This is a genomic window from Mangrovibrevibacter kandeliae (genome assembly GCF_024519155.1).
GTDB classification, from domain to species: Bacteria; Pseudomonadota; Alphaproteobacteria; order Rhizobiales; family Rhizobiaceae; genus Mangrovibrevibacter; species Mangrovibrevibacter kandeliae.
In genome coordinates, this window is record NZ_JANIFJ010000002.1 from 526,929 (window position 1) to 547,621 (window position 20,693).

Below are 20,693 nucleotides of genomic sequence, written 5' to 3' on the forward strand. Positions count from 1 at the left end.
GAGCCGCGTCGGCTGCGCCTCAGGCGGCGCGGCCGGCTCCGGTCAGCTGCGCCACCTTCTTCACGTGGGTGACGCTCGCCTGCCCGCCCGACGTCTTGGTGAACAACGACAGCGTCTGCTCGTCGTCCTCGGCGACGGGCGTCAGCGCGGGGTCCGAGTAGGTCTTTGACGCAGGGTCCTTCGCGATGCGATAGGCCGTCGCCACGAGGCGGACGATCTCGCCCGCCAGCAGCGCATGCGTCCTCACCGTCTTCCAGGCGAAGCGCGGCCAGAACTTCCACGCCGGCAGCGGCGCAAGCGTCGGACGACGCTCGGACGGGTGCATCAGGCGCAGGAGCCCGCTCTGCAGCGGATGCACGTTCTCGAGCCGCACCGTCGTGGCGAAGCTGACCAGCACCTTCACGAGGCTTGCGACCGGCACGCCGGTGGCGACCGCCCGGCGGATCAGCGTGCGCATGTGGTCGCGGGAATAGTAGAGCGACCAGGCCTCCTGGTAGATCGCCTCCCACTCCGCCTTGGTCATCTTCTCGTGCGCCGTGCAGACGTGCTCGACGTCGTAGATGTTGAGGTCCTTCTCCATCGCGACGCCCTTCTTCCAGAGCGTCTGATGGTCCTCCGAGCCCGGCAGCGGCGTCAGGCAGAAGAACTCGATCACGTCGAGCGGCAGCTCCTCCTGCAGGATGCGGATATCGCGGCGGATGGATTCAGGCGTGTCGGACGGGAAGCCGAGGATGTAGCCGGCGAGCGTGATGATGCCCTCCGCCTTCCACGCGAGCAGCATCTTGCGGTATTCTGTGATCTTGTTCTGCCGCTTCTTGGCGGCCGACAGGTTGTCCGGATTGACGTTCTCGAGCCCGATGAAGACCCGCGTCACGCCGGCGCGCTTCGACTTCTCGATGAAGTTCGGGATCTTGTGGCAGAGCGTGTCGACCTGGATCATCAGGCCGAGCGGGATCCCGTCGACCTCGCGCAGCTGGATCAGGCGGTCGAAGATCGACTCCCACTCCTTGTTGCGCGCGAAGTTGTCGTCGGTGATGAAGAACTTCGAGATGCCCTGCGCCCAGTTCATCCGCACCAGCGCCTCGACGTCGTCGGCCGAGCGGAAGCGCGACTTGCGCCCCTGGACGTTGATGATGGTGCAGAACGAGCACTGGTAGGGACAGCCGCGGCCGGCGTCGAAGCTCGTCGACAGGCCGAGCGTGCGTGACACGTAGGGCTTGGGCAGGAACGGCGCCGGCGTCGCCTCGATCGAGGGCAGGTCGTTCATGAAGTTGTAGAGCGGCTCCAGCGTGCCGGCGGCTGCATCCTGCAGCACCCGGTCGAGCCGGCCCTCGGCCTCGCCCGCGAACATCGCGATGCCCATCTGCCGGCACGCGTCGAGCTCCACCGCCTGGCCGTCGAGCATCGACAGGCAGCCCGAGACGTGGAAGCCGCCCATCGCCACGGCAATGCCTTTGTCACGGAACGGGCGCGCGAGATCGAGCGCCCGCGGATACTGGTTCGACTGGACGCCGACCATCGCGACGAGGCCGAGGCCGCCATTCGCCTCGAAGGCGCGCAGGATCGCCGGAACGTCGACGCGGGTGTTGGTCTCGTCGATGGCGTGGATGTCGATCGCGACGTCCGGCCCGAGCACCTGCCGTTCGGCGCAGTCGGACGCGATGCCGTAGAGCGCCGCGAGCGAGTTGGATGGGATCATCGCCCGCCACCAGCGGATGACGTATCCGTCATCGTCGTAGTGCGACGGCTTGATCAGGAAGAGCTGGAAGCGGCGGCCCCTCGTCTCGATCGCGTTGGGCAAGAGCATTCTTTCGCACTAACACGCCGGAGCGGCGCAGGAGGAACCACGCGAGGTTTAGCACGTCGCCGGCCGATCCGTCCCGCCTTGTGCCGCAAACGTGTTCATCGTGCGGCCGCCCGCCCCTCAACTGCCCCGGCACGGGGCACGCGCCCGTCGACGCGGTGCGGGGGTTGGACGCCAGCGCGGCGAACCGCTAGCGTGGCGCGGCTTTTGGGGAGGAGCTGCGTCGATGAATGGAGCAACAGCGGCTGGGTCGGGCGAGGCGATGACCGAGGATCAGCCGAACGAGCTGCACGATCCCCTGGCCGAGTCCTTTCCGGCGAGCCTCGAAGGGCGGATCCTGTTCGCCGTCGCCCTCGTCTTCTCGCTGTTCCAGCTGGCGACCGCCGCCCATCTGTGGGACCTGCCGAGCCAGGTCGTCCGCGCGCTGCATGTCGGCTTCCTGTGCCTGCTCGGCCTGCCCCTCGTCAGTGCGCTGAAGCGCGAGTCGATCCCGCTGCGCGCGTTGTTCTGGCTGCTCGGCCTCGCCGGCTTCGGCGTCGCGCTCTACCAGTGGGTCGAGTACCGCGACCTGATCTTCCGCGCCGGCATGCCGCTCACCACCGACATCGCCGTCGGCTGCCTGGCGCTCGCCGTGCTCTTCGTCGCGACCTGGCGGATCATGGGTCCAGCGCTGCCGATCATCGCCGGCCTGTTCCTCGCCTACTGCCTCGGCGGCCAGTACCTGCCCTCGCCCTTCAACCACCGGGGCTACGCCTTCGAGCAGGTCATCGACCACATGGCCTACGGCACCGAGGGCATCTACGGCATCCCGGTCTACGTCTCCTCCTCCTACATCTTCCTCTTCATCCTGTTCGGCTCCTTCCTGGAGCGGGCCGGCATGATCAAGCTCTTCACCGACGTCTCGCTCGGGCTCGTCGGGGGCGCCAAGGGCGGCGCCGCGAAGGTGGCGGTCTTCTCCTCCGGCCTGATGGGCACGATCTCCGGCTCGGGCGTCGCCAACGTCGTCACGACAGGCCAGTTCACCATCCCCTTGATGAAGCGCTTCGGCTACCGCGCCGAATTCGCCGGCGGCGTCGAGGCGACGGCCTCGATGGGCGGACAGATCATGCCGCCGGTGATGGGCGCCGTCGCCTTCATCATGGCCGAGACGCTGAACGTGCCCTACGCCACCGTGGTGCAGGCGGCGGTCGTGCCGGCCGTCCTCTACTTCGCCTCGGTGTTCTGGATGGTGCACCTGGAGGCCGGCAAGCGCGGCCTCCTCGGGCTGACGCCGGACCAGATCCCCTCGGCGCTCGGCGCGCTGCGCGCCGGCTGGTACCTCCTGCTGCCGCTCGCCGTCCTCGTCTGGCTGCTGTTCTCCGGCTATACGCCGCTCTACGCCGGCACCATCGGCCTCGCCATGACGGTGCTCCTCATCCTCGGCGCGCCGCTCGCCACGCGCCTGCCGGGCCTCGCGCTGCGCTACCTCTTCTGGATCGGGCTCGGGCTCGCGGCGGCAAGCTTCTTCGAGTGGGGCATCCTTCCGGTCGTCGCGGCGATGGCGCTGCTGATCCTCCTCTGCCTGCCGCTGAAGGGCGGGCGCGAGACGCTGCGCCTCACGGTCGAATCGCTCGGCGAGGGCGCCAAGACGGCGCTGCCGGTCGGCATCGCCTGCGCCATCGTCGGCATCATCGTCGGCACGATGACGCTGACCGGCGTCGCCAACACCTTCGGCCAGTTCATCGTCTCGGTCGGCGCGACCTCGCTGTTCCTGTCGCTGATCCTGACGATGGTCACCTGCATCGTGCTCGGCATGGGGATCCCGACGATCCCGAACTACATCATCACCTCCTCGATCGCCGGTCCGGCGCTCTACGCCCTCGGCGTGCCGCTGATCGTCTCGCACATGTTCGTCTTCTATTTCGGCATCCTCGCCGACCTGACACCGCCGGTGGCGCTCGCCTGCTTCGCCGCCGCGCCGATCGCCAAGGCCTCCGGGCTGAAGATCGGCATCGAGGCGATCAAGGTGGCGCTGGCCGGCTTCATCATCCCGTTCATGGCGGTCTACACGCCGGCGCTGATGCTGCAGGACGGCGGGCCGCTGGCGGCCGAGATCGGCTACTGGCCGGCCGTCGCCTACATCGTCTTCAAGGCGGCGCTCGCGATCGGCCTGTGGGGCGCGGCGGCCATCGGCTTCCTCGTCGGGCCCTTGCGGTGGTGGGAGCGGCTCGTCGCGGCGGCGGCCGCCTTCACCCTCGTCGCCGCCGTGCCGCTGACCGACGAAATCGGCTTCGTCCTCTCGGCCGCGATCATCGGCTGGCATCTCTGGCAGATCCGCCGCCACGGCATGCCGACCACAGTCAACCGGACCGGTGGCGCGGCCGGCACGGCCGGCGCATCCCGGCTGCCGCCGGAGCCGTATCCGGGCGAGAGCGACCGGGCGCGCCCGGCGTGACGCGGCCGGCATGATCTGCATTGCTACGGGCGGCAAGCTGATCACGCTGGCCGCCACCGCCTTCACGCTGTCCTGGACGCACTCGGTCGAGAAGACGCGCTGGGAGGAGCACTGGAGCGCCGGACCCGAGGGCCTGACCGTGGTGGAGGGACGCATCGAGGGCTCGGGCGCCGGGATGGACCCGCCGCCCGACGCGGTCCTTAAGGACGGCGCCTATGTCTACCACCCGCACGTTCCGCCGCTGCCCGAACTCGTCCTCGCCGCCTCCGGCGCGACGGTCGGCGGCTGGACCCTGTGCGTGGAGGGAGGACGGTGCCTGACCCTCGGGGACAAGGCTGGCGCAGCGGTTAAGCTGCGCTGGTGCCCCGCCGCAGTGCGAGAGGGCGGCTAACACGGCGCTGAAGTCGAGAACAGCAGGCGACCACTGCCCTCCGCGAAGGAACCATGAGCGCGTCACGCCCTGCGCCGCTCTTCCCATTCGCGGTAGGACTGCTCGGACGCTTCCTGGTTCTCTTCGACCAGCATCCGGAGATCGTTCCGGACCATCTGGTAGATCGGGAGGTTCCACTCGTCCGCGCCGGGGCCACCATTGTTGGTAACCAGGCAAAGTCCCGAATTGTAGCTTTCGGTAAAGAAGCGGAAGGTGATGAGCGCCTGCTTGTCGGTCAAGGTGACCCTGAATGGCAGGAACCGCTCGCGCATCTGGATGAGCTTCACGTTGTCGAGCGGAAGCTCCCGACCCGTCTGCGACAATGTCGCTTGGCGAGATTGACGAAACCCCGACACGAACTGGCACCAGAGCCCAAAAGAGCTTTCAATATTGGTGCGAGCTTCTGCCAAAGCTGAGTCGATGTCGGCACGAGCGTCTTCCCCCTTCAGAAGATATCGGAGTGTCGGATTGTCGGGGTGATAGATAATAACAGTCACCTTGACCCCCTCCAACGCTTTGAGCAGTAGCAGCGACGTCAGGGCCGTCCCATCTTGCCCGTCCGGCATCTGGTGCGGAAAGGGATGCTTACGAATGTCCCGAAGCTTGGAGCTCGCGATGATGATCTCGGACTCCGCCTTCTGGAGCATGCGTGACCAGTCGGCCGGGGTCACCGCGCGCGAGAAGCGGTTGAACAACTGGCTCGATCCGACCGACAGGCGCGTCGTATCCTTGAAGTGCTCGAACGGCATATCCCGTTCCTGACGCGTGACCTCTTCGATGATACGCGTCGCGAGCCTGTCGATTGCCTCCAGGCGACCCGGCTCGTCGCTGCCGTCGAGCTGTTCGTGCGAATAGTAGGCGCCGATTTTTGCATTGTTGATATCGGCGGGAAGAACGTAGTCCCGCCGTTGGACATAGATGATCTTGTGCCAGAAGCTCGAAGCCCAGCCGATCTCGAGGTAGACGTTCGGCCGGTCGGCCGTCAGGACACCGATGATCGCATCGGCATCTTGGATCCCGCGCAGCGTCGAGGTCAGGATCGTTATACTGCGCTCCTCCTCGTTGGTCGCGATCGTCACCGCATAGCCGCGCTCGCGGCATCGCTTTTCTGCCGGCTCGAAAACCTGTGTCCGCAGTTTCCTCATCTCCGCATGCAGATCCCGCGCCTCAGGCGTCCCGTGAGGGTTGCCGAACGGCGAAATGACGAAGCATCTGTACATCCGGCGGCTCCCTTCCTGTCACACGTTAACCATATTTCCCGCAATGCGTGTGTATGCAATCACTGAGTTGTTAACCGTCTATTAACCTTGTTGCCCCAGCCTCTGCTCATCCGATCAGAGGTGTCCGATGGCACGCATATTGAATTTTGAGCTTAGGGCCATTCGCGAGGTAGATGGCGATGCTGTGAAGGCCGGCGAGCTTGTTGCGATGAAGCATATCGACCTTTCGATGACGATCGAGACGGTGCGCGTTCTGAGAAGCCTGCCCGATCAGTCGTATCTCGATAGCTTCAACCAAAGACGCTGAAAGACTTTACAATCAGCCGGCTACCTTTAGCCGACCACCGAACAATCGGTATGGTTGTACATCCTCCGCGAGTGCTCTATGGTTAACCAATCCTCAACAGGGATGTGGCAGCCATGCAGTCGCTTTTCTCGTCCCGGCAAACGCCCGCCGGTCAGCCGTCCGAGGCCCCCCTTCGGGTCGGCGGTGACGACTACTCCGTCAAGGTCGAAACAGAGGCGGACAAGCTGTTCTGGATTCGTGTCGAACGCACTGACGATCACAGGGCGCTGATCACCGACTATATTCAGGGGGAGATGAGCGAGGCCGATCTTCTGTCCGGTCTGCTGCTTGCACTGGGTGAGGCTGGAGCGTCTCGTCGACCGGAAATCGTATTCGAGAACATCGTGCCGCGTACTCCCGACCGCGCGCTCTACGGCATTCGCCTTCAGCAGATGTCTGAGAAGCTGCGGCGCGCATGTAACGCAGTCGCGTCGGCAACCGATCGCTCGGTAACGCGGTTCGAGATTCGCGCCCGCGGCGAGAAGATGGACGTGGTCGCGCAGCTCGGCTAATCGACCGCCTCACCCCTACCGCTGCTCGTCCCGCCAGTCCGGATTGATCCACGGCTCCTGGTTCGAGGGCGCCAGCGGTGCGCGGCCGAGGATGTGGTCGGCCGCCTTCTCGCCGACCATGATCGACGGGCCGTTGAGGTTGCCGTTGGTGATGCGCGGGAAGATCGAGGAGTCGGCGAGCCGCAGGTTCTCGACGCCGATCACCCGGTTCTGCGGGTCGACCACCGCCATCGGATCGTCCGCCGCGCCCATGCGCGCCGCGCCGCAGGGGTGATAGGCGCTCTCGGCGTGGTCGCGGATGAAGGCGTCGATCTCGTCGTCGCTCTGCACCGAGGCGCCCGGCTGGATCTCCGGCCCGGCATAGCGGGCGAGCGGCGCCTGCGCGAAGATCTCGCGCGTCAGGCGCACCGCCTTGCGGAAGTCGCGCCAGTCCTCCGGCCGGCTCATGTAGTTGAAGCGCAGCGAGGGCGGCACGGCAGGGCTCGCGCTCTTCAGCCGGATCTCGCCGCGCGAGGGCGAGCGCATCGGACCGACATGCGCCTGGAAGCCGTGCCCCTCGACGGGCGCCCGGCCGTCGTAGCGCACCGCCGCCGGAATGAAGTGGTACTGCAGGTCCGGGTACTCGACGCCGGCGTCCGATCGGATGAAGCCGGCCGCCTCGAAGTGGTTGGTGGCGCCGTGGCCGGTCTGCAGCATCATCCATTCGAGCCCGACGCGGCCCTTGGCGAAGAGGCCGAAATAGCCGTTGAGGGTGATCGGCTCCTTGCAGACCTGCTGGATGTAGACCTCCAGATGGTCCTGCAGGTTCTTGCCGACGCCAGGCCGGTCGACGAAGGACGGGACGCCGACCGCCTCCAGCTCGCGGCGCGGGCCGATGCCGGAGCGCAGGAGCAGCAGCGGCGAATTGATCGCGCCCGCCGCCAGCACCACCTCGCGCCGCGCCCGAACGAGGCCGGCCGGCTGGAACCGGCGCTTGACGACGACACCGCTCGCCCGCTCCTTCTCGAAGGCGAGCGTCTGCGCCTCGCCGAACAGGAGGCGGCAGTTGCCGCGCTTCAATGCCGGACGGAGATAGGCGTTGGCGGTCGACCAGCGCCGGCCGCGCCAGATCGTGTGCTGCATCGGGCCGAAACCCTCCTGCTGCGCCGCGTTGTAGTCCGGCGTCACCGGATAGCCGGCGGCTGCGCCGGCGTCGATGAACGCCTGGTAGAGCGGATTGGCCATCGCGCCCGCCTTCACCCGCAGCGGCCCGTCGGAGCCGCGCCAGGCGGGGTCGCCGTCCTGCATCGTCTCCATGCGCTTGAAGTAGGGCAGCACGTCGGCATAGCCCCAGCCCCGCGCGCCGCTCTCGGCCCAGTGCTCGAAGTCCTTGGCGTGGCCGCGCACGAACACCATGCCGTTGATCGAAGAGGAGCCGCCGAGCACTTTGCCGCGCGGGGTGACGAGGCTGCGCCCGCCCAGGCTCGCCTCCGGATCCGCCTTGTAGCCCCAGTCGTAGCGGCGCATGCTCATCGGGATCGACAGTGCGCCCGGCATCTGGATCAGCGGACCGGCGTCGCTGACGCCGGCCTCGATCACCAGGACGTCGTGCTTGCCATCCTCGGCAAGGCGATAGGCCAGCGCCGCGCCGGCCGAGCCCGAACCGACGACGACATAGTCGGCTTCGTCAATGATCCGCATGGATTTCTCCGTCGATGAACCGTTCGAGCGCCGCGATCGCCGCCTCCCTGTCCGGCCCGCGGCTGTTGGTCAGGGCCTGGCGCAGCCAGACGCCGTCGATCATCGCCCCGGCGGCCGCAGCGATCGGCCGGGCCCGTGCGCGCCCGACGAGCGCAACCAGGGCATCGACGAGGTTCGACTCGAGCCGGCCGAAATAGACCGTCAGGAGCCGGGCCGCCTCCGGCGAGCGGCGGGCGTGCAGATAGAACGCGAGCCAGGCGGTGACGGCGCTCGATGCGAACTGCGCGGGCTCGAAGCTGCCCTCGATGATCGCGGAGATCCGCTCGCGCGGCGTGGCCGAGCCGGCCAGCCGCTTCGTCACGCCGGCGCGGTAGTCGTCGAGGATGTGCCGCATCGCGGCCAGCATCAGGTCTTCCTTGCCGCCGAAATAGTGATGCGCCAGGGCCGGCGAGACGTCCGCGCGGCGCGCGATCTCGGCCACCGTCACCTCGAGCGAGCCTCCGGCATCGACCGCTTCGATCGCCGCCCGGATGAGGGTCTCGCGTCGTTCTGCCTCTACGCCCTTCCGCGGCATCGCCCATTCCCTCGTGCTCCTGTCCTCTTCTGTCAAATTCTGATTGGCCGATCAATCAATCGAAGGGATGACGGGCGAAGGGATGACGGGTCGCCGCCGCCGGGATGCGGGCGCTCCGGCCTCGCGCAGGGAACGGATGCTACGGCTGCCAGATCCTTGAGACGTGATGCGACAGAGAGGACGATGCGTCCACATCCGGGCCTGGCGGGACGGCGAACGCGTGCGGTTGGCGGAGGGTTTGCGCTCCGGCTCCTCCTGTCCGTCGCGCTGACCGCCTTCGCGGCAGCGGCCGAAGCGGGCCAGGCACGCCGGGCCGGCGCCACCGGCGGCGGCAAGGCGGCCGCGGCCTCGTCCCGCCCGGGCGCGACGCCCGCCCCGGCGGCGCCCGCCCCGTCCACCGCTGACACGCCCGACTCCTCCGGGCGCGTCGTCGGCACCGCAAGCGCTCCGATCGACGGCTCAGCCGCGCTCTGCCGGACACGCGAGTGCCCGCTCGGCGACCTCGTCGCCGAGGCGCTTCTCGTGACGATGGCCGCCGATGCCGCCATCCTCGACGGGCGTACGCTGCGGCGCTCGATCGATGCCGGCGCGGTGACGATGGGCGAGGTGGAGTCCGCCCTGCCTGCCGACGGCGCGGCAACCCTCGTGGAGATGCGCGGCCGCGAGGTCGCGCAGGTCCTGGAGGACGGTCTCGCTCTGCTCGAACGGGACACGGGCGGGTTTCCGCAGGTCGCGGGGCTCAGGGTGGAATGGTCGATGGCCGGTCGGGCGGGCCGGACCCGCCTGCGCAGCCTGCTCGTGCGCACCGGCGAGGGCTGGCGCCCGATCGAGCTCGATGCCGTCTACCGCGTCGCGCTCGACGCAGCTATGCTCGACCGCGCGCGCCAATCTGCCGGCGAGAACCGGGGCACGGGCGAGGCGCGCGGCGACGGAGCGCCGTCCTCGAGCCTCGCGGAGGTCCTCGCCGCCTATCTCGCGCGCCAGGGATCCTTCGGTTATGCGCCCTTCACCGACGGGCGCATCACCGAGGTCGAGTAGGGCCGGCGGAGCCTCTGGTTGACGGTGGCTCGGACGCGGGCGCGAGAGTCGCACCGGGAGGAGACGGTATGGATCTGTCGGCACTCTGCATGTTCGCGGGCGCGCTGTTCGTCGCCGCCGGCTCACCCGGCCCCAGCGTCGCCGCCCTCGTCGCCCGTGTTCTGTCCCGGGGCCACCGCGATGTTCTGCCCTTCCTTGCCGCCATGTGGATCGGTGAGGCCGCCTGGCTCGCCGCCGCCCTTCTCGGCCTCTCGGCGCTCGCCGCCACCTTCCATGTCCTGTTCGTCGTCCTCAAGTATCTCGGCGTCGCCTATCTCCTCTGGCTGGCGTTCCGCATGTGGACGGCGCCGGTCGGCGCGTCGCGGGACGAGGTCGTCCCGCGCGCGGGCGCGCCGCTGCGCATGTTCCTCGCAGGCCTTGCGATCACGCTCGGCAATCCGAAGATCATGCTGTTCTACCTCGCGCTGGTGCCGAGCCTCATCGACGTGACGCGGATCACCGCCCTCGGCTGGGCCGAGCTGACGGGTGTGATGCTTGCGGTTCTGATGATCATCGATCTCGGCTGGATGGCAGCGGCGGCCAAGGCGCGGCGGCTGCTGCGAAGCCCGCGGGCGATGCGCCTCGCGAACCGCTCGAGCGCCGCGCTGATGGCCGGCGCCGCGGGTGCGATCGCCACCCGCTGACCGGAACTGGCGCAGACCTCAGCGCAATTCGCGGCGCCAGCGGCGCCGGTCGAGCAGCAGCCGTGCAAAGAAGGGCAAACTGGCGCTCCCCTTCTGACGCGCCTGCGGTCCGATGCTGCCGGGACGCACCGCCGCTGCGTCGAAATCGTGCAGGCGCAGGCGCCGCAGCTCGCTGCGGGTCGCCTCGATGAGCGCGGCGCGGATCGCGGCGGGAAACGTTCCGTCGATGATGGCGGTGTCGAAGTCGTAGACCGACAGCGCGGCTGCGACCGCGTGGGCGAGCGCGCGGCCGGACTGCGCCAGCCAGCGGTCGAGCGGATCGCCCAGCCCGTCCCATGACGTATCCGGCTGACAGAGGGGCCGGGCATCGCGGCCGGCGTCTGCGAGCATCGCCTCGAGGACGTGGATCGAGGCGATGTCGGCGAGCGGCGCCAACCCCCCGTCGGGCATCGGAACCGGCATGGCGCCGAGAGCGCCCGCCCGGCCGATCCGGCCCGGCACGATGTCGCCGTCGATGACGATGCTGCCGCCGGCCACCGAGCTGATGTAGAAGTAGACGAAGTGCTCGGAGCCGCTGGAGCCGAAGACGTGCTCGGCCGCGCAGGCCGCCATCGCGTCGTTCGCACCGTAGACCGACAGGCCGAGACGGCGCTCCAGCCTCTGGACGAAGTCGACGCCCCGCCACTCGTCGAGGTCGCGGGGCGGCGTGTCGAGCGCCGCCGACCATTCCCAGATGCGGAGCGGCATGGCTACGCCGAGACCGGCGATGCGCGGACGCAGCCGGGCGTCGAGGCCGTCGACGATCATCCGCACCTGCGTCGCGGCGAAGTGCTCGAGCTCGTCCACGTCAGGATAGGCGTGGGCCAGATGGCGGCGCTCGCGCATCGCGCCGACGAAGTCCATCAGCATCACCTCGCTCGAGCGCCGCCCGACCTTCATCCCGAGCGCAAACGCGCCATCCGGGTTGAGCCGCATCGGCACCGAGGGCTGCCCCACCCGGCCCCGCTGCGGCGTGTCGCGCACGACGAGCTCGGCGCTCTCCAGCTCGCGCATGATCACCGATGCGGTCTGCGGCGACAGTCCGGTTCGCCGTGCGATGTCGGCCTTTGCCATGCTGCCGTGCCGGCGGATCAACGACAGGACGGTGCGTTCGTTGTAGGCGCGCAGCCGGGCCTGGTTGATGCCGGTTGCCGAGCCGTCGACCGTGTGGGCGAGGATCTCGCTCTGTGTTCGCGCACGGTGCATTCTGTGTCTCCGCGTCCACAAGTCGCCCTGGCCGGCCGGAGAGACCGGGTAGTTGTAATCGAAACGATACACCGAGAACTCGGCAAGCGCGCTTTGGTTCGATTGACAGGAGCCGGCGCTCGCCCTTTCTACTGTTGCGGCGGAACAGGAGGGTTCCGCCCGCGACGCCGGAGGGCGCCGTTTCTATGGGAGGTATTCGATGCTGCGCGTTTCACTCGCGGCGGCGCTCGCCGTCGCAGCCGTGTCCGGCCTGTCCGCGCCCGCCATGGCGCAGGACAGCTCTACCGTCTGCCTGATCACCAAGACCGACACCAATCCGTTCTTCGTGAAGATGAAGGAAGGCGCCCAGGCCAAGGCTGAGGAGCTCGGCCTGAAGCTGCAGGCCTATGCCGGGCGCATCGACGGCGACACCGAGAGCCAGGTCGCGGCGATCGAAAGCTGCATCGCCGGCGGGGCCAAGGGCATCCTGATCACGCCGGTCGACACCAAGGCGCTGGTTCCGGTGATCAAGAAGGCCCGGGACGCCGGGCTCCTCGTCATCGCCCTCGACACGTCCTTCGAGCCGATCGACGCGGCCGACGCGACCTTCGCGACGGACAACTTCGAGGCCGGCAAGCTGATCGGCCAGTGGGCCAAGGCGACGCTCGGCGACGATGCCAAGGACGCGCACATCGCCTTCCTCGACCTGATCCCGGCCCAGCCCTCGGTCGACGTGATGCGCGACCAGGGCTTCATGGAAGGCTTCGGCATCGACGTGAAGGACAAGAACCGGATCGGCGACGAGGACGATCCGCGTATCGCCGGCCACGACATCACCAACGGCAACGAGGAAGGCGGCCGCCAGGCGATGGAGAACCTTCTCCAGAAGGATCCGACCATCAACGTCGTCTACACGATCAACGAACCTGCGGCGGCCGGCGCGTACCAGACGCTGAAGTCGCTCGGCAAGGACCAGGACACGCTGATCGTCTCGATCGACGGCGGCTGCCCCGGCGTGCAGAACGTCAAGGAGGGCGTCATTGGCGCGACGTCGATGCAGTACCCGCTGAAGATGGCTTCGATGGGCGTCGAGGCGATCGCCAAATTCGTGAAGTCGGGCGAGAAGCCGCAGAAGTCCGAGGGGCTCGACTTCACCAACACCGGCGTCGACCTCGTCACCGACAAGCCGGTGGAGGGCGTGAAGTCCATGGGCACCGACGAGGCGCTCAAGGCCTGCTGGGGCTGATCGCCTGCCGCGGCCCCTCCGCGGGCCGACCTGCTGCACGGAAGGCGGACCGCGATCGGGCCGCCTTCCGGTCTGGCCAAAGACACGGGGCGCGTCCGTCCGAGCGGCGCGCCGGCGAGGTGTGAGATGAGTCAGTCGCTGCCGACCAAGACGCAGAGCACCCAGGAGGCCACGGCGGGGGACGCCGTCGCCTCCTTCGAGGCGCGCCACGGGCCGCTCGACCGCATCCAGCACGTGCTGCACGGCAATCCGACGCTGGTGCCGGTGCTCGTGCTCCTCGTCAGCATCCTGTTCTTCGGCGTGATCGTCGGCAGCCGGTTCTTCAACCCGCTGACCCTGACCCTGATCCTGCAGCAGGTGACCATCGTCGGCATCGTTGGGGTGGCCCAGACCCTCGTCATCCTGACCGCCGGCATCGACCTTTCGGTCGGGGCGATCATGGTGCTGTCCTCGGTGATCATGGGCCAGTTCGCCGTCAGCTACGGCCTGCCGGCGCCGCTCGCCCTCGCCTGCGGTCTCGCCGTCGGCACCATCTGCGGCCTGATCAACGGCTTCCTCGTCGCCTTCGTGCGGCTGCCGCCCTTCATCGTCACGCTCGGCACCTGGTTCGTCTTCGAAGCGACGAACTTCATCTATTCGGCCAACGAGACCATCCGCGCGCAGGACGTGCAGGCGAACGCGTCCCTCCTGCAGTTCCTCGGCACCACCTTCCGCCTCGGCGGCGCCGTCTTCACCTATGGCGCGGTGTTCATGGTGCTGCTCGTCGCGGTGCTGTGGTACGTCCTCAATCACACGGCCTGGGGCCGCCACGTCTATGCCGTCGGCGACGATCCCGACGCAGCCCGCCTCTCGGGCATTCCCCTCTCGCGCACGCTGATCGCGGTCTACGCCGTCGGCGGCTTCATCTGCGCGCTCGCCGGCTGGGCGATCATCGGCCGGCTCGGCTCGGTCTCGCCGACCTCCGGCTACGAGGCCAACATCCAGGCGATCACCGCCGTCGTTATCGGCGGCACCTCGCTGTTCGGTGGCCGCGGCTCGGTGGTCGGCACGCTCGTCGGCGCCCTCATCGTCGGCGTCTTCGCCATGGGCCTGCGGATCTGGGGCACCGATCCGCAGTGGACCCGTCTCACCGTCGGCGCCCTCATCGTGGCGGCCGTCGCCGCCGACCAGTGGATCCGGAAGGTCTCGGCATGAGCGTCGAACCCGTTCTCTCCGCCCGCAACCTCGTCAAGCGCTACGGCCGCGTCGTGGCGATCGACAATGGCGACTTCGACCTCTACCCCGGCGAGATCCTGGCGGTCATCGGCGACAACGGGGCCGGCAAATCGACGATGATCAAGGCGCTCTCGGGCGCGGTGCGGCCGGACAGCGGCACCATCCGGCTCGAGGGCAGGACCGTCAGCTTCGACCACCCGCAGGAGGCCCGGGAGGCCGGCATCGAGACGGTATACCAGCAACTCGCGCTGTCCCCCGCCCTGTCGATCGCCGACAACATGTTCCTCGGGCGTGAGCTGCGCCGACCCGGCTTCCTCGGCAAATACCTGCGCATGCTGGACAAGCCGGCGATGCGCAAGACCGCGCGGGACAAGCTGTCCGAGCTCGGACTGATGACCATCCAGAACATCGACCAGGCGGTGGAGACGCTGTCCGGCGGCCAGCGCCAGGGCGTGGCGGTCGCACGGGCCGCCGCCTTCGGCTCCAAGGTGCTGATCCTCGACGAGCCGACCGCCGCGCTCGGCGTGAAGGAATCGCGCCGGGTCCTCGACCTGATCCTCGAGGTGCGCTCGCGCGGCCTGCCGATCGTCCTGATCTCGCACAACATGCCGCACGTCTTCGAGATCGCCGACCGCATCCACGTCCACCGTCTCGGCCGGCGGCTCTGCGTCATCGACCCGAAGAACGCCTCGATGTCCGACGCCGTCGCACTGATGACCGGCGCGGTGGCACCGACGGCGGAGATGCTGGCGGCCTGAGGCCGTCTTGCGGAGCGGCGGCGTCGCCCGCCGCTCCGCAGGCCGCGACACTTCGCGCGCGGTCCCGCGCTGGCCTTCCGCGTCCGGCTCTGGAATTGTTCCAAAGCAGCCTATGTTCCGCAGCGGGGCGCCCATGCGGGGCATGAGTGGACCGCCGCGGATCGGCGGTCGGCACGGTGTGTGCCGTTGCCGTTTCCCGTCCCGGGGGAGCGGAAGCAGTGGGTGGGTCATGAAGCTTGCGCGCGTCGTCGCGATTGTCGTCGTCATCGTCCTGATCGGTCTCGGCGGCTTCGTCGCCTTTGCCTGGCGGTCGGAAATTGCCGCGATCGACCCGCCGCAGCCGCAGAGCTTCGACGCCGCGCTGGTGCAGAAGGGCGCGACGCTGGCCGCACTCGGCAACTGCAACTCCTGCCACAGCGCGCCGGCCGGCAAGTCGTTCGCGGGCGGGCTGGCGCTGCCGACGCCGTTCGGCACGATCTATTCGACCAACATCACGCCCGACCCCGACACCGGCATCGGCCGCTGGTCGGAGGCGGCCTTCATCCGCGCCATGCGCGAGGGCGTCGACCGGGAGGGCAACCACCTTTATCCCGCCTTCCCCTATGACCACTTCACGAAGGTCACGGACGACGACGACAAGGCGCTCTATGCGTACCTGATGACGCGCACGCCGGTGCGCGCCGAGGCGCCTGCCAACGACCTGCCGTTCCCGCTGAACGTCCGCCTGGTGCTCGCCGGGTGGAAGGCCCTCTTCTTCGAATCCGGCCCCTACGTAATCGACCGGGCGCACGACCCGCAGTGGAACCGCGGCGCCTATCTCGTCCAGGGTCTCGGCCACTGCGGGTCCTGCCACACGCCGCGCAACGCGCTCGGCGCCGAGGAGCGCGGCCAGGAGTTCGCCGGTGGCGAGGCCGAGGGCTGGACCGCCTACGCGCTGGACGCCTCGTCGCCGGCTCCGGTTCCGTGGGACGCGGACGCGCTGAAGGCCTATCTGGCGAGCGGCTGGCACGCCCATCACGGCGTCGCGCGCGGTCCGATGGCCGAGGTCACCGCAAATCTCGGCACCGTGCCCGACGAGGATGTCCAGGCGATCGCCACCTACGTGGCCTCGGTGATGGGGCCGCCTTCGGATGCGGCCAAGGCGCGCGGCGACAAGCTGCTGCAGCAGCCGGGCGTGCATCAGCCGGGTACCGATGCCCAGACCGCGGGAACGCAGACGATCCCGGTCAAGGCCGACGGACAGGACCAGGGCGCGCTGATCTATGCGGGTGCCTGCTCCTCCTGCCACGACGCCGGCCGGCCGCTGCCCTACGGCGGCATCAAGCTGAACCTGTCCACCGCCGTCAACGGGCCGGACCCGAGCAATCCGATCAACGTCATCCTCTACGGCCTGCCCGCGGCGGAAGGGCAGAAGAGCCCGGTGATGCCGGGCTTCCAGGGGGTTCTCAACGACGGCCAGATGGCGGCGCTGCTGACCTACATGCGCATGACATTCAGTGACAAGCCGGCCTGGAACGACCTGGAAGACAAGGTCGCCGACATCCGCAAGGGCGACCGAGAGATGACGGTGCATGCCGCCGACGGCACCTCCAGCGCGCCGGCCAACCCGACGAGGCAGAACACATCATGGTAGCGCTCACGATCAACGGCGAGGCCCATCAGGTCGGCGCGGAGCCGGATACGCCGCTGCTCTACGTCCTGCGCGACGACCTGAAGATGAACGGCGCCAAGTACGGTTGCGGCCTCGGCCAGTGCGGCGCCTGCACCGTGATGGTCGACGGCGAGGCGGTGTTCTCCTGCGTGACGCCGGTGCTGCTGCTCGAGGGCCGCGAGATCACCACGGTCGAAGGACTGGGCACGGTCGAGAAGCCGGGCCCGATGCAGCAGGCCTTCATCGAGGAGCAGGCCGCCCAGTGCGGCTACTGCATTGCCGGCATGATGATGCGGGCGCAGTCGCTCCTGCAGAAGAACCCGAACGCCTCCGACGCCGAGATCCGGGCGCACATGGAGCCGAACCTGTGCCGCTGCGGCACGCACATGCGGATCATGCGGGCCATCCATCGGGCGGCCGAGCTGATGCGCAGTGGCGCGGGGACCGGCGCGGCACGCGTGACGGGCGAGAGGGGGAGCTGATGAACGCGATCCTCAACCCGGGCGTCACCCGCCGCAGCGTCCTCGCCGGCACCGGCGCGCTGGTGCTCTCCTTCTCCATGCGCGGCGCCCTCGCGCAGGAGGCGCAGGTCAAGCCCGGCGACGAGAGCAGCAACTTCCAACCGCAGGTGGAGGCCGCACCGGAGCTGCCGGGCAGCCTCGCCAAGACGCCGAAGCTCGACGCCTGGATCCGGGTCGCGGCCGACGGCAAGGTGACGGTCTTCACCGGCAAGGCCGAGCTCGGCCAGGGCATCAAGACCGCGCTGATGCAGGTCGCGGCCGAGGAGCTCGAAGTGCCGTTCGAGACGCTGACCCTGGTGACGCCCGACACCGGCCTGACGCCGAACGAGGGCTACACCGCCGGCAGCCACTCCATGCAGGACAGCGGCACCGCCATCCGCAACGCCGCCGCGCAGGTCCGCGAGATCCTGATCGGCCAGGCGGCCCTGCGGCTTGGCGTGCCGGCCGAGCAGCTGCACGCCGAAAAGGGCGCGGTGGCCGGTCCGGACGGCAAGCGGATCGGCTATGGGGCGCTCGTCGCCGACGACCTCCTGAACGTCGACGCGCAGCCGACCTCCAAGCTGAAGTCGCCCGACAGCTTCACCGAGATGGGCACGCCCCGCCAGCGCGTCGACATCCCGGGCAAGGTGACGGGTGGCCAGGCCTATGTGCAGGACATGCGGCTCGACGGGATGCTGCACGGGCGCGTGGTGCGTCCGCCGAGCCCCGGCGCCAAGCTCGTCAAGTTCGATGACGCGGCCGCCAAGGCGATGCCGGGCGTCGTTCAGGTCGTGCGCAACGGCAGCTTCATCGGCGTCCTTGCCGAGAAGGAGTGGCAGGCGATCAAGGCGATGCGCGTTCTGTCGCTCGGCGCCGGCTGGGAAGAGCATGCGAGCCTGCCCGACATCGCCAAGCTGCCCGAAGTGCTGAAGGGCATGACCACCAAGGACGGCATCGTCAAGGACGCGCAGAAGCCGGTGCAGGGCGTGCGCTCCGTCGAGGCGAGCTACACCCGTCCCTATCAGGTGCATGGCTCGATCGGTCCGTCCTGCGCGGTCGCGCAGGTGAAGGACGGGGTGACCACCGTCTGGACGCACACCCAGGGCGTCTTTCCGGATCAGGGCGCAATCGCCGAGATGCTCGGCCAGCCGGTCGAGAAGGTCCGCTGCATCCATGTCGAGGGGTCGGGCTGCTACGGCCACAACGGCGCCGACGATTCGGCCGCTGATGCCGCCCTTCTGGCGCAGGTCGCGGCCGGTCGGCCGGTCCGCGTCCAGTGGATGCGCGAGCAGGAGCACGCCTGGGAGCCGTTTTCGCCGGGCATGGTGACGAAGGTGCACGCGCAACTCGATGCCTCCGGCAACATCGTCGACTGGAACTACGAGCTGTGGAGCAACAATCACAGCACCCGTCCGGGCAGCGCCGGTGCGCTGCTGCCGGCGCAGTACCTGGAAAAGCCCTTTCAGCCGGACGAGCAGGAGCTGAAGATTTCGCCGGAGGGCAACGGCGACCGCAATTCGGTGCCGCTCTACGCCTTCCCGAGCCAGCACGTCGTCTGGCACTGGATCAAGGACATGCCGCTGCGCGCCTCCGCATTGCGCGGCCTCGGCGCCTACATGAACGTCTTCACCATCGAGACCTTCATGGACCAGCTGGCGCTCGAAGCCGGCGCCGACCCGGTCGAGTACCGGCTGCGGCATCTTCAGGACGAGCGCGCCCGCGCGGTCGTCAGCCTCGCGGCGGAAAAGTTCGGCTGGCAGGCCAACCAGAAGGCGCCCCGCGACCACGGCTACGGCTTCGCCTTCGCCCGCTACAAGAACCTCGCCGCGTATTGCGCCGTCGCGATGGAGGTCGAGGTCGAGCGCGATACGGGCCGGGTGCGGCTGATCCGCGGCGCGGCGGCGGTCGACACCGGCGAGATCGCCAATCCGGACGGGGTTCGCAACCAGGTCGAGGGCGGCATCATCCAGGCCGCCAGCTGGGCGCTCTACGAAGGCGTCACCTTCAACGACACGCGGGTCACGAGCGTCGACTGGTCGACCTATCCGATCCTGCGCTTCGACGCGCTGCCGGGCCAGCTCGACGTCCACCTGATCCCGCGGCCGGGGACGAAGTTCCTCGGCGCCGGCGAGTGCGGCCAGGGTCCCGGCGGCGCCGCGGTCGGCAATGCCGTGTTCAACGCCATCGGCGCGCGCCTCTACGACCTGCCGCTGTCGCGCGAGCGGATCAAGGCGGCGATCGGCGCCTGACTCGGACTCCGATGCCTGGCGCGACGGGCTCAGTCCCGCCGCGCCAGGGCGTCGTCGAGACGCCGACGGTGACCGTCGAGGATCCGGCCGAAGGCCGCCTCGTCACCGAGCGCACGGGACAGGATGATCGCGCCCTGAATGCCGGACACGACATCCTCGGCGAGCCGGCGCGCCTCCTCTTCCGGCACATCACCGGCCTGAAGGCAGTGCGCCAGTGCCTCGATCCAGCGCATGAAATAGCCCCGGACTCGGTCGGCGAAGACGTCGCGCGAGGAGCCGAGGCCGATCCACCCGACGAGGCAGACCCTGCGCCCGGACAGGAAGTAGGCGTCGACATCCGCAAGCATGACGGCGACGGCCGCCCCGGGTTCCGCGACCTGCTCGAGCGGTGCGAAGACGGCGTCGGTGAACCAGCGGTCGACGTCGTCGAGGACGGCCGCCATCATCTCCGCCTTTCCGCCCGGAAAGAAGTTGTAGATGCTCCCCTTGCCGAGCCCGGTCGCGGCCGAGAGCACCGAGAGGCTCGCCGCCTCGAAGCCGTGCTCACGAAAGGCCTCCGCCAGCGCCGGCACCACCTCGGAGCGGCTTGCGAAAGTCCGTTTCGGGCTCAGAGGCCGAGCTCGCCGAGCGAGGGATGGTCCTCCGGACGGCGCCCGAGCGGCCAGTGGAACAGGCGTTCGTCGGGCGCGATCGGCCGGTCGTTGATCGACGCGATGCGGCGCATCATCAGGCCCGCGTCGTCGAACTCCCAGTTCTCGTTGCCGTAGGAGCGGAAAAAGCTGCCGCTGTCGTCGCGCCACTCATAGGCGAAGCGCACCGCGATCCTGTTCCCCCCGTAGGTCCAGAGCTCCTTGATCAGGCGGTAATCCAGCTCCCGCGCCCACTTGCGCGTCAGGAAGGCGGCGATCGCCGGGCGCCCGCTCAGAAACTCGCTGCGGTTCCGCCAGACGCTGTCCAGCGTATAGGCGAGCGACACCGTCTCGGGATCGCGGCTGTTCCAGGCGTCCTCAGCCAGCCGGGCTTTCCGGGCGGCCGTCTCGGCATCGAAGGGCGGAAGCGGTGGGCGGCTCATAGCAGCTCCTCGGCACATCTTTGTACCGTTCGGTACAACGTTCGAGGTCCTCGCGCA

Annotated in this window: 19 protein-coding genes; 12 read left to right on the top strand and 7 right to left on the bottom strand. The window is 68.6% G+C overall.

Annotated elements, in window-relative coordinates; all coding sequences use genetic code 11:
* Window positions 1-19 precede the first annotated feature (19 nt).
* Window positions 20-1,801: a B12-binding domain-containing radical SAM protein gene (locus tag NPA30_RS08745; protein WP_256802241.1), complete on the bottom strand. Its 1,782-nt coding sequence runs from the start codon at window positions 1,799-1,801 to the stop codon at window positions 20-22.
* 265 nt (window positions 1,802-2,066) lie between these two features.
* On the opposite strand from NPA30_RS08745, the gene NPA30_RS08750 reads away from it, so the two are divergent.
* Both NPA30_RS08750 and NPA30_RS08755 read left to right on the top strand, forming a co-directional pair.
* A complete protein-coding gene (locus tag NPA30_RS08750; RefSeq protein WP_256802419.1) occupies window positions 2,067-4,238 on the top strand; it encodes a TRAP transporter permease in 2,172 nt (723 codons plus the stop codon).
* Between the two features lie 10 nt (window positions 4,239-4,248).
* Window positions 4,249-4,629 carry a DUF1850 domain-containing protein gene (locus NPA30_RS08755; protein ID WP_256802242.1) on the top strand — a complete coding sequence of 127 codons (381 nt, stop codon included), beginning with the start codon at window positions 4,249-4,251 and terminating at the stop codon, window positions 4,627-4,629.
* A gap of 62 nt (window positions 4,630-4,691) precedes the next feature.
* Here the strand turns inward: NPA30_RS08755 and NPA30_RS08760 are convergent, their stop codons facing one another.
* Window positions 4,692-5,888 carry a hypothetical protein gene (locus NPA30_RS08760; protein WP_256802243.1) on the bottom strand — a complete coding sequence of 399 codons (1,197 nt, stop codon included), beginning with the start codon at window positions 5,886-5,888 and terminating at the stop codon, window positions 4,692-4,694.
* Between the two features lie 127 nt (window positions 5,889-6,015).
* On the opposite strand from NPA30_RS08760, the gene NPA30_RS08765 reads away from it, so the two are divergent.
* Complete coding sequence (locus NPA30_RS08765; RefSeq protein ID WP_256802244.1) at window positions 6,016-6,195, top strand: hypothetical protein; 180 nt, start codon at window positions 6,016-6,018, stop codon at window positions 6,193-6,195.
* 113 nt (window positions 6,196-6,308) lie between these two features.
* Window positions 6,309-6,746, top strand: a complete 438-nt coding sequence (locus NPA30_RS08770; RefSeq protein ID WP_256802245.1) for a hypothetical protein — start codon at window positions 6,309-6,311, stop codon at window positions 6,744-6,746.
* Window positions 6,747-6,761: 15 nt separating this feature from the next.
* Here NPA30_RS08770 and betA read toward each other — a convergent pair whose 3' ends face one another.
* Window positions 6,762-8,426 carry a choline dehydrogenase gene (betA, locus tag NPA30_RS08775; protein ID WP_256802246.1) on the bottom strand — a complete coding sequence of 555 codons (1,665 nt, stop codon included), beginning with the start codon at window positions 8,424-8,426 and terminating at the stop codon, window positions 6,762-6,764.
* Window positions 8,413-9,000 carry a choline-binding transcriptional repressor BetI gene (betI, locus tag NPA30_RS08780; RefSeq protein ID WP_256802247.1) on the bottom strand — a complete coding sequence of 196 codons (588 nt, stop codon included), beginning with the start codon at window positions 8,998-9,000 and terminating at the stop codon, window positions 8,413-8,415. Before betI ends, betA begins: the two co-directional genes overlap by 14 nt.
* Window positions 9,001-9,183: 183 nt before the next feature.
* Between betI and NPA30_RS08785 the strand changes: the two genes are divergently transcribed.
* On the top strand, window positions 9,184-10,038 hold the full coding sequence (locus tag NPA30_RS08785) for a 5'-nucleotidase C-terminal domain-containing protein (RefSeq protein WP_256802248.1): 855 nt from the start codon (window positions 9,184-9,186) through the stop codon (window positions 10,036-10,038).
* A gap of 68 nt (window positions 10,039-10,106) precedes the next feature.
* On the top strand, window positions 10,107-10,721 hold the full coding sequence (locus NPA30_RS08790) for a LysE family translocator (protein ID WP_256802249.1): 615 nt from the start codon (window positions 10,107-10,109) through the stop codon (window positions 10,719-10,721).
* Window positions 10,722-10,739: 18 nt separating this feature from the next.
* On the opposite strand, the gene NPA30_RS08795 is transcribed toward NPA30_RS08790, so the two are convergent.
* Window positions 10,740-11,966, bottom strand: a complete 1,227-nt coding sequence (locus NPA30_RS08795; RefSeq protein ID WP_256802250.1) for an ROK family transcriptional regulator — start codon at window positions 11,964-11,966, stop codon at window positions 10,740-10,742.
* A 199-nt stretch (window positions 11,967-12,165) separates the two neighbouring features.
* On the opposite strand from NPA30_RS08795, the gene NPA30_RS08800 reads away from it, so the two are divergent.
* The 6 genes from NPA30_RS08800 (at window position 12,166) to NPA30_RS08825 (ending at window position 19,564) form a co-directional block, all read left to right on the top strand.
* Window positions 12,166-13,191, top strand: coding sequence for a sugar ABC transporter substrate-binding protein (locus tag NPA30_RS08800; protein ID WP_256802251.1), 1,026 nt, complete (start codon window positions 12,166-12,168; stop codon window positions 13,189-13,191).
* 126 nt (window positions 13,192-13,317) lie between these two features.
* A complete protein-coding gene (locus NPA30_RS08805; RefSeq protein ID WP_256802252.1) occupies window positions 13,318-14,385 on the top strand; it encodes an ABC transporter permease in 1,068 nt (355 codons plus the stop codon).
* Window positions 14,382-15,164, top strand: a complete 783-nt coding sequence (locus tag NPA30_RS08810) for an ATP-binding cassette domain-containing protein (protein ID WP_256802253.1) — start codon at window positions 14,382-14,384, stop codon at window positions 15,162-15,164. Before NPA30_RS08805 ends, NPA30_RS08810 begins: the two co-directional genes overlap by 4 nt.
* A gap of 229 nt (window positions 15,165-15,393) precedes the next feature.
* A complete protein-coding gene (locus tag NPA30_RS08815; protein WP_256802254.1) occupies window positions 15,394-16,797 on the top strand; it encodes a c-type cytochrome in 1,404 nt (467 codons plus the stop codon).
* The gene (locus tag NPA30_RS08820; protein ID WP_256802255.1) at window positions 16,791-17,297 is read left to right on the top strand and encodes a (2Fe-2S)-binding protein; all 507 of its coding nucleotides are present in this window, start codon (window positions 16,791-16,793) and stop codon (window positions 17,295-17,297) included. The genes NPA30_RS08815 and NPA30_RS08820 overlap by 7 nt, the downstream gene beginning before the upstream one ends.
* A complete protein-coding gene (locus NPA30_RS08825; protein ID WP_256802256.1) occupies window positions 17,297-19,564 on the top strand; it encodes a xanthine dehydrogenase family protein molybdopterin-binding subunit in 2,268 nt (755 codons plus the stop codon). Before NPA30_RS08820 ends, NPA30_RS08825 begins: the two co-directional genes overlap by 1 nt.
* 29 nt (window positions 19,565-19,593) lie before the next feature.
* On the opposite strand, the gene NPA30_RS08830 is transcribed toward NPA30_RS08825, so the two are convergent.
* Together NPA30_RS08830 and NPA30_RS08835 are read right to left on the bottom strand one after the other, a co-directional pair.
* Window positions 19,594-20,139, bottom strand: coding sequence for a TetR/AcrR family transcriptional regulator (locus NPA30_RS08830; RefSeq protein WP_256802257.1), 546 nt, complete (start codon window positions 20,137-20,139; stop codon window positions 19,594-19,596).
* Window positions 20,140-20,171: 32 nt separating this feature from the next.
* Complete coding sequence (locus NPA30_RS08835) at window positions 20,172-20,636, bottom strand: nuclear transport factor 2 family protein (protein WP_256802258.1); 465 nt, start codon at window positions 20,634-20,636, stop codon at window positions 20,172-20,174.
* Between the last annotated feature and the right edge of the window lie 57 nt (window positions 20,637-20,693).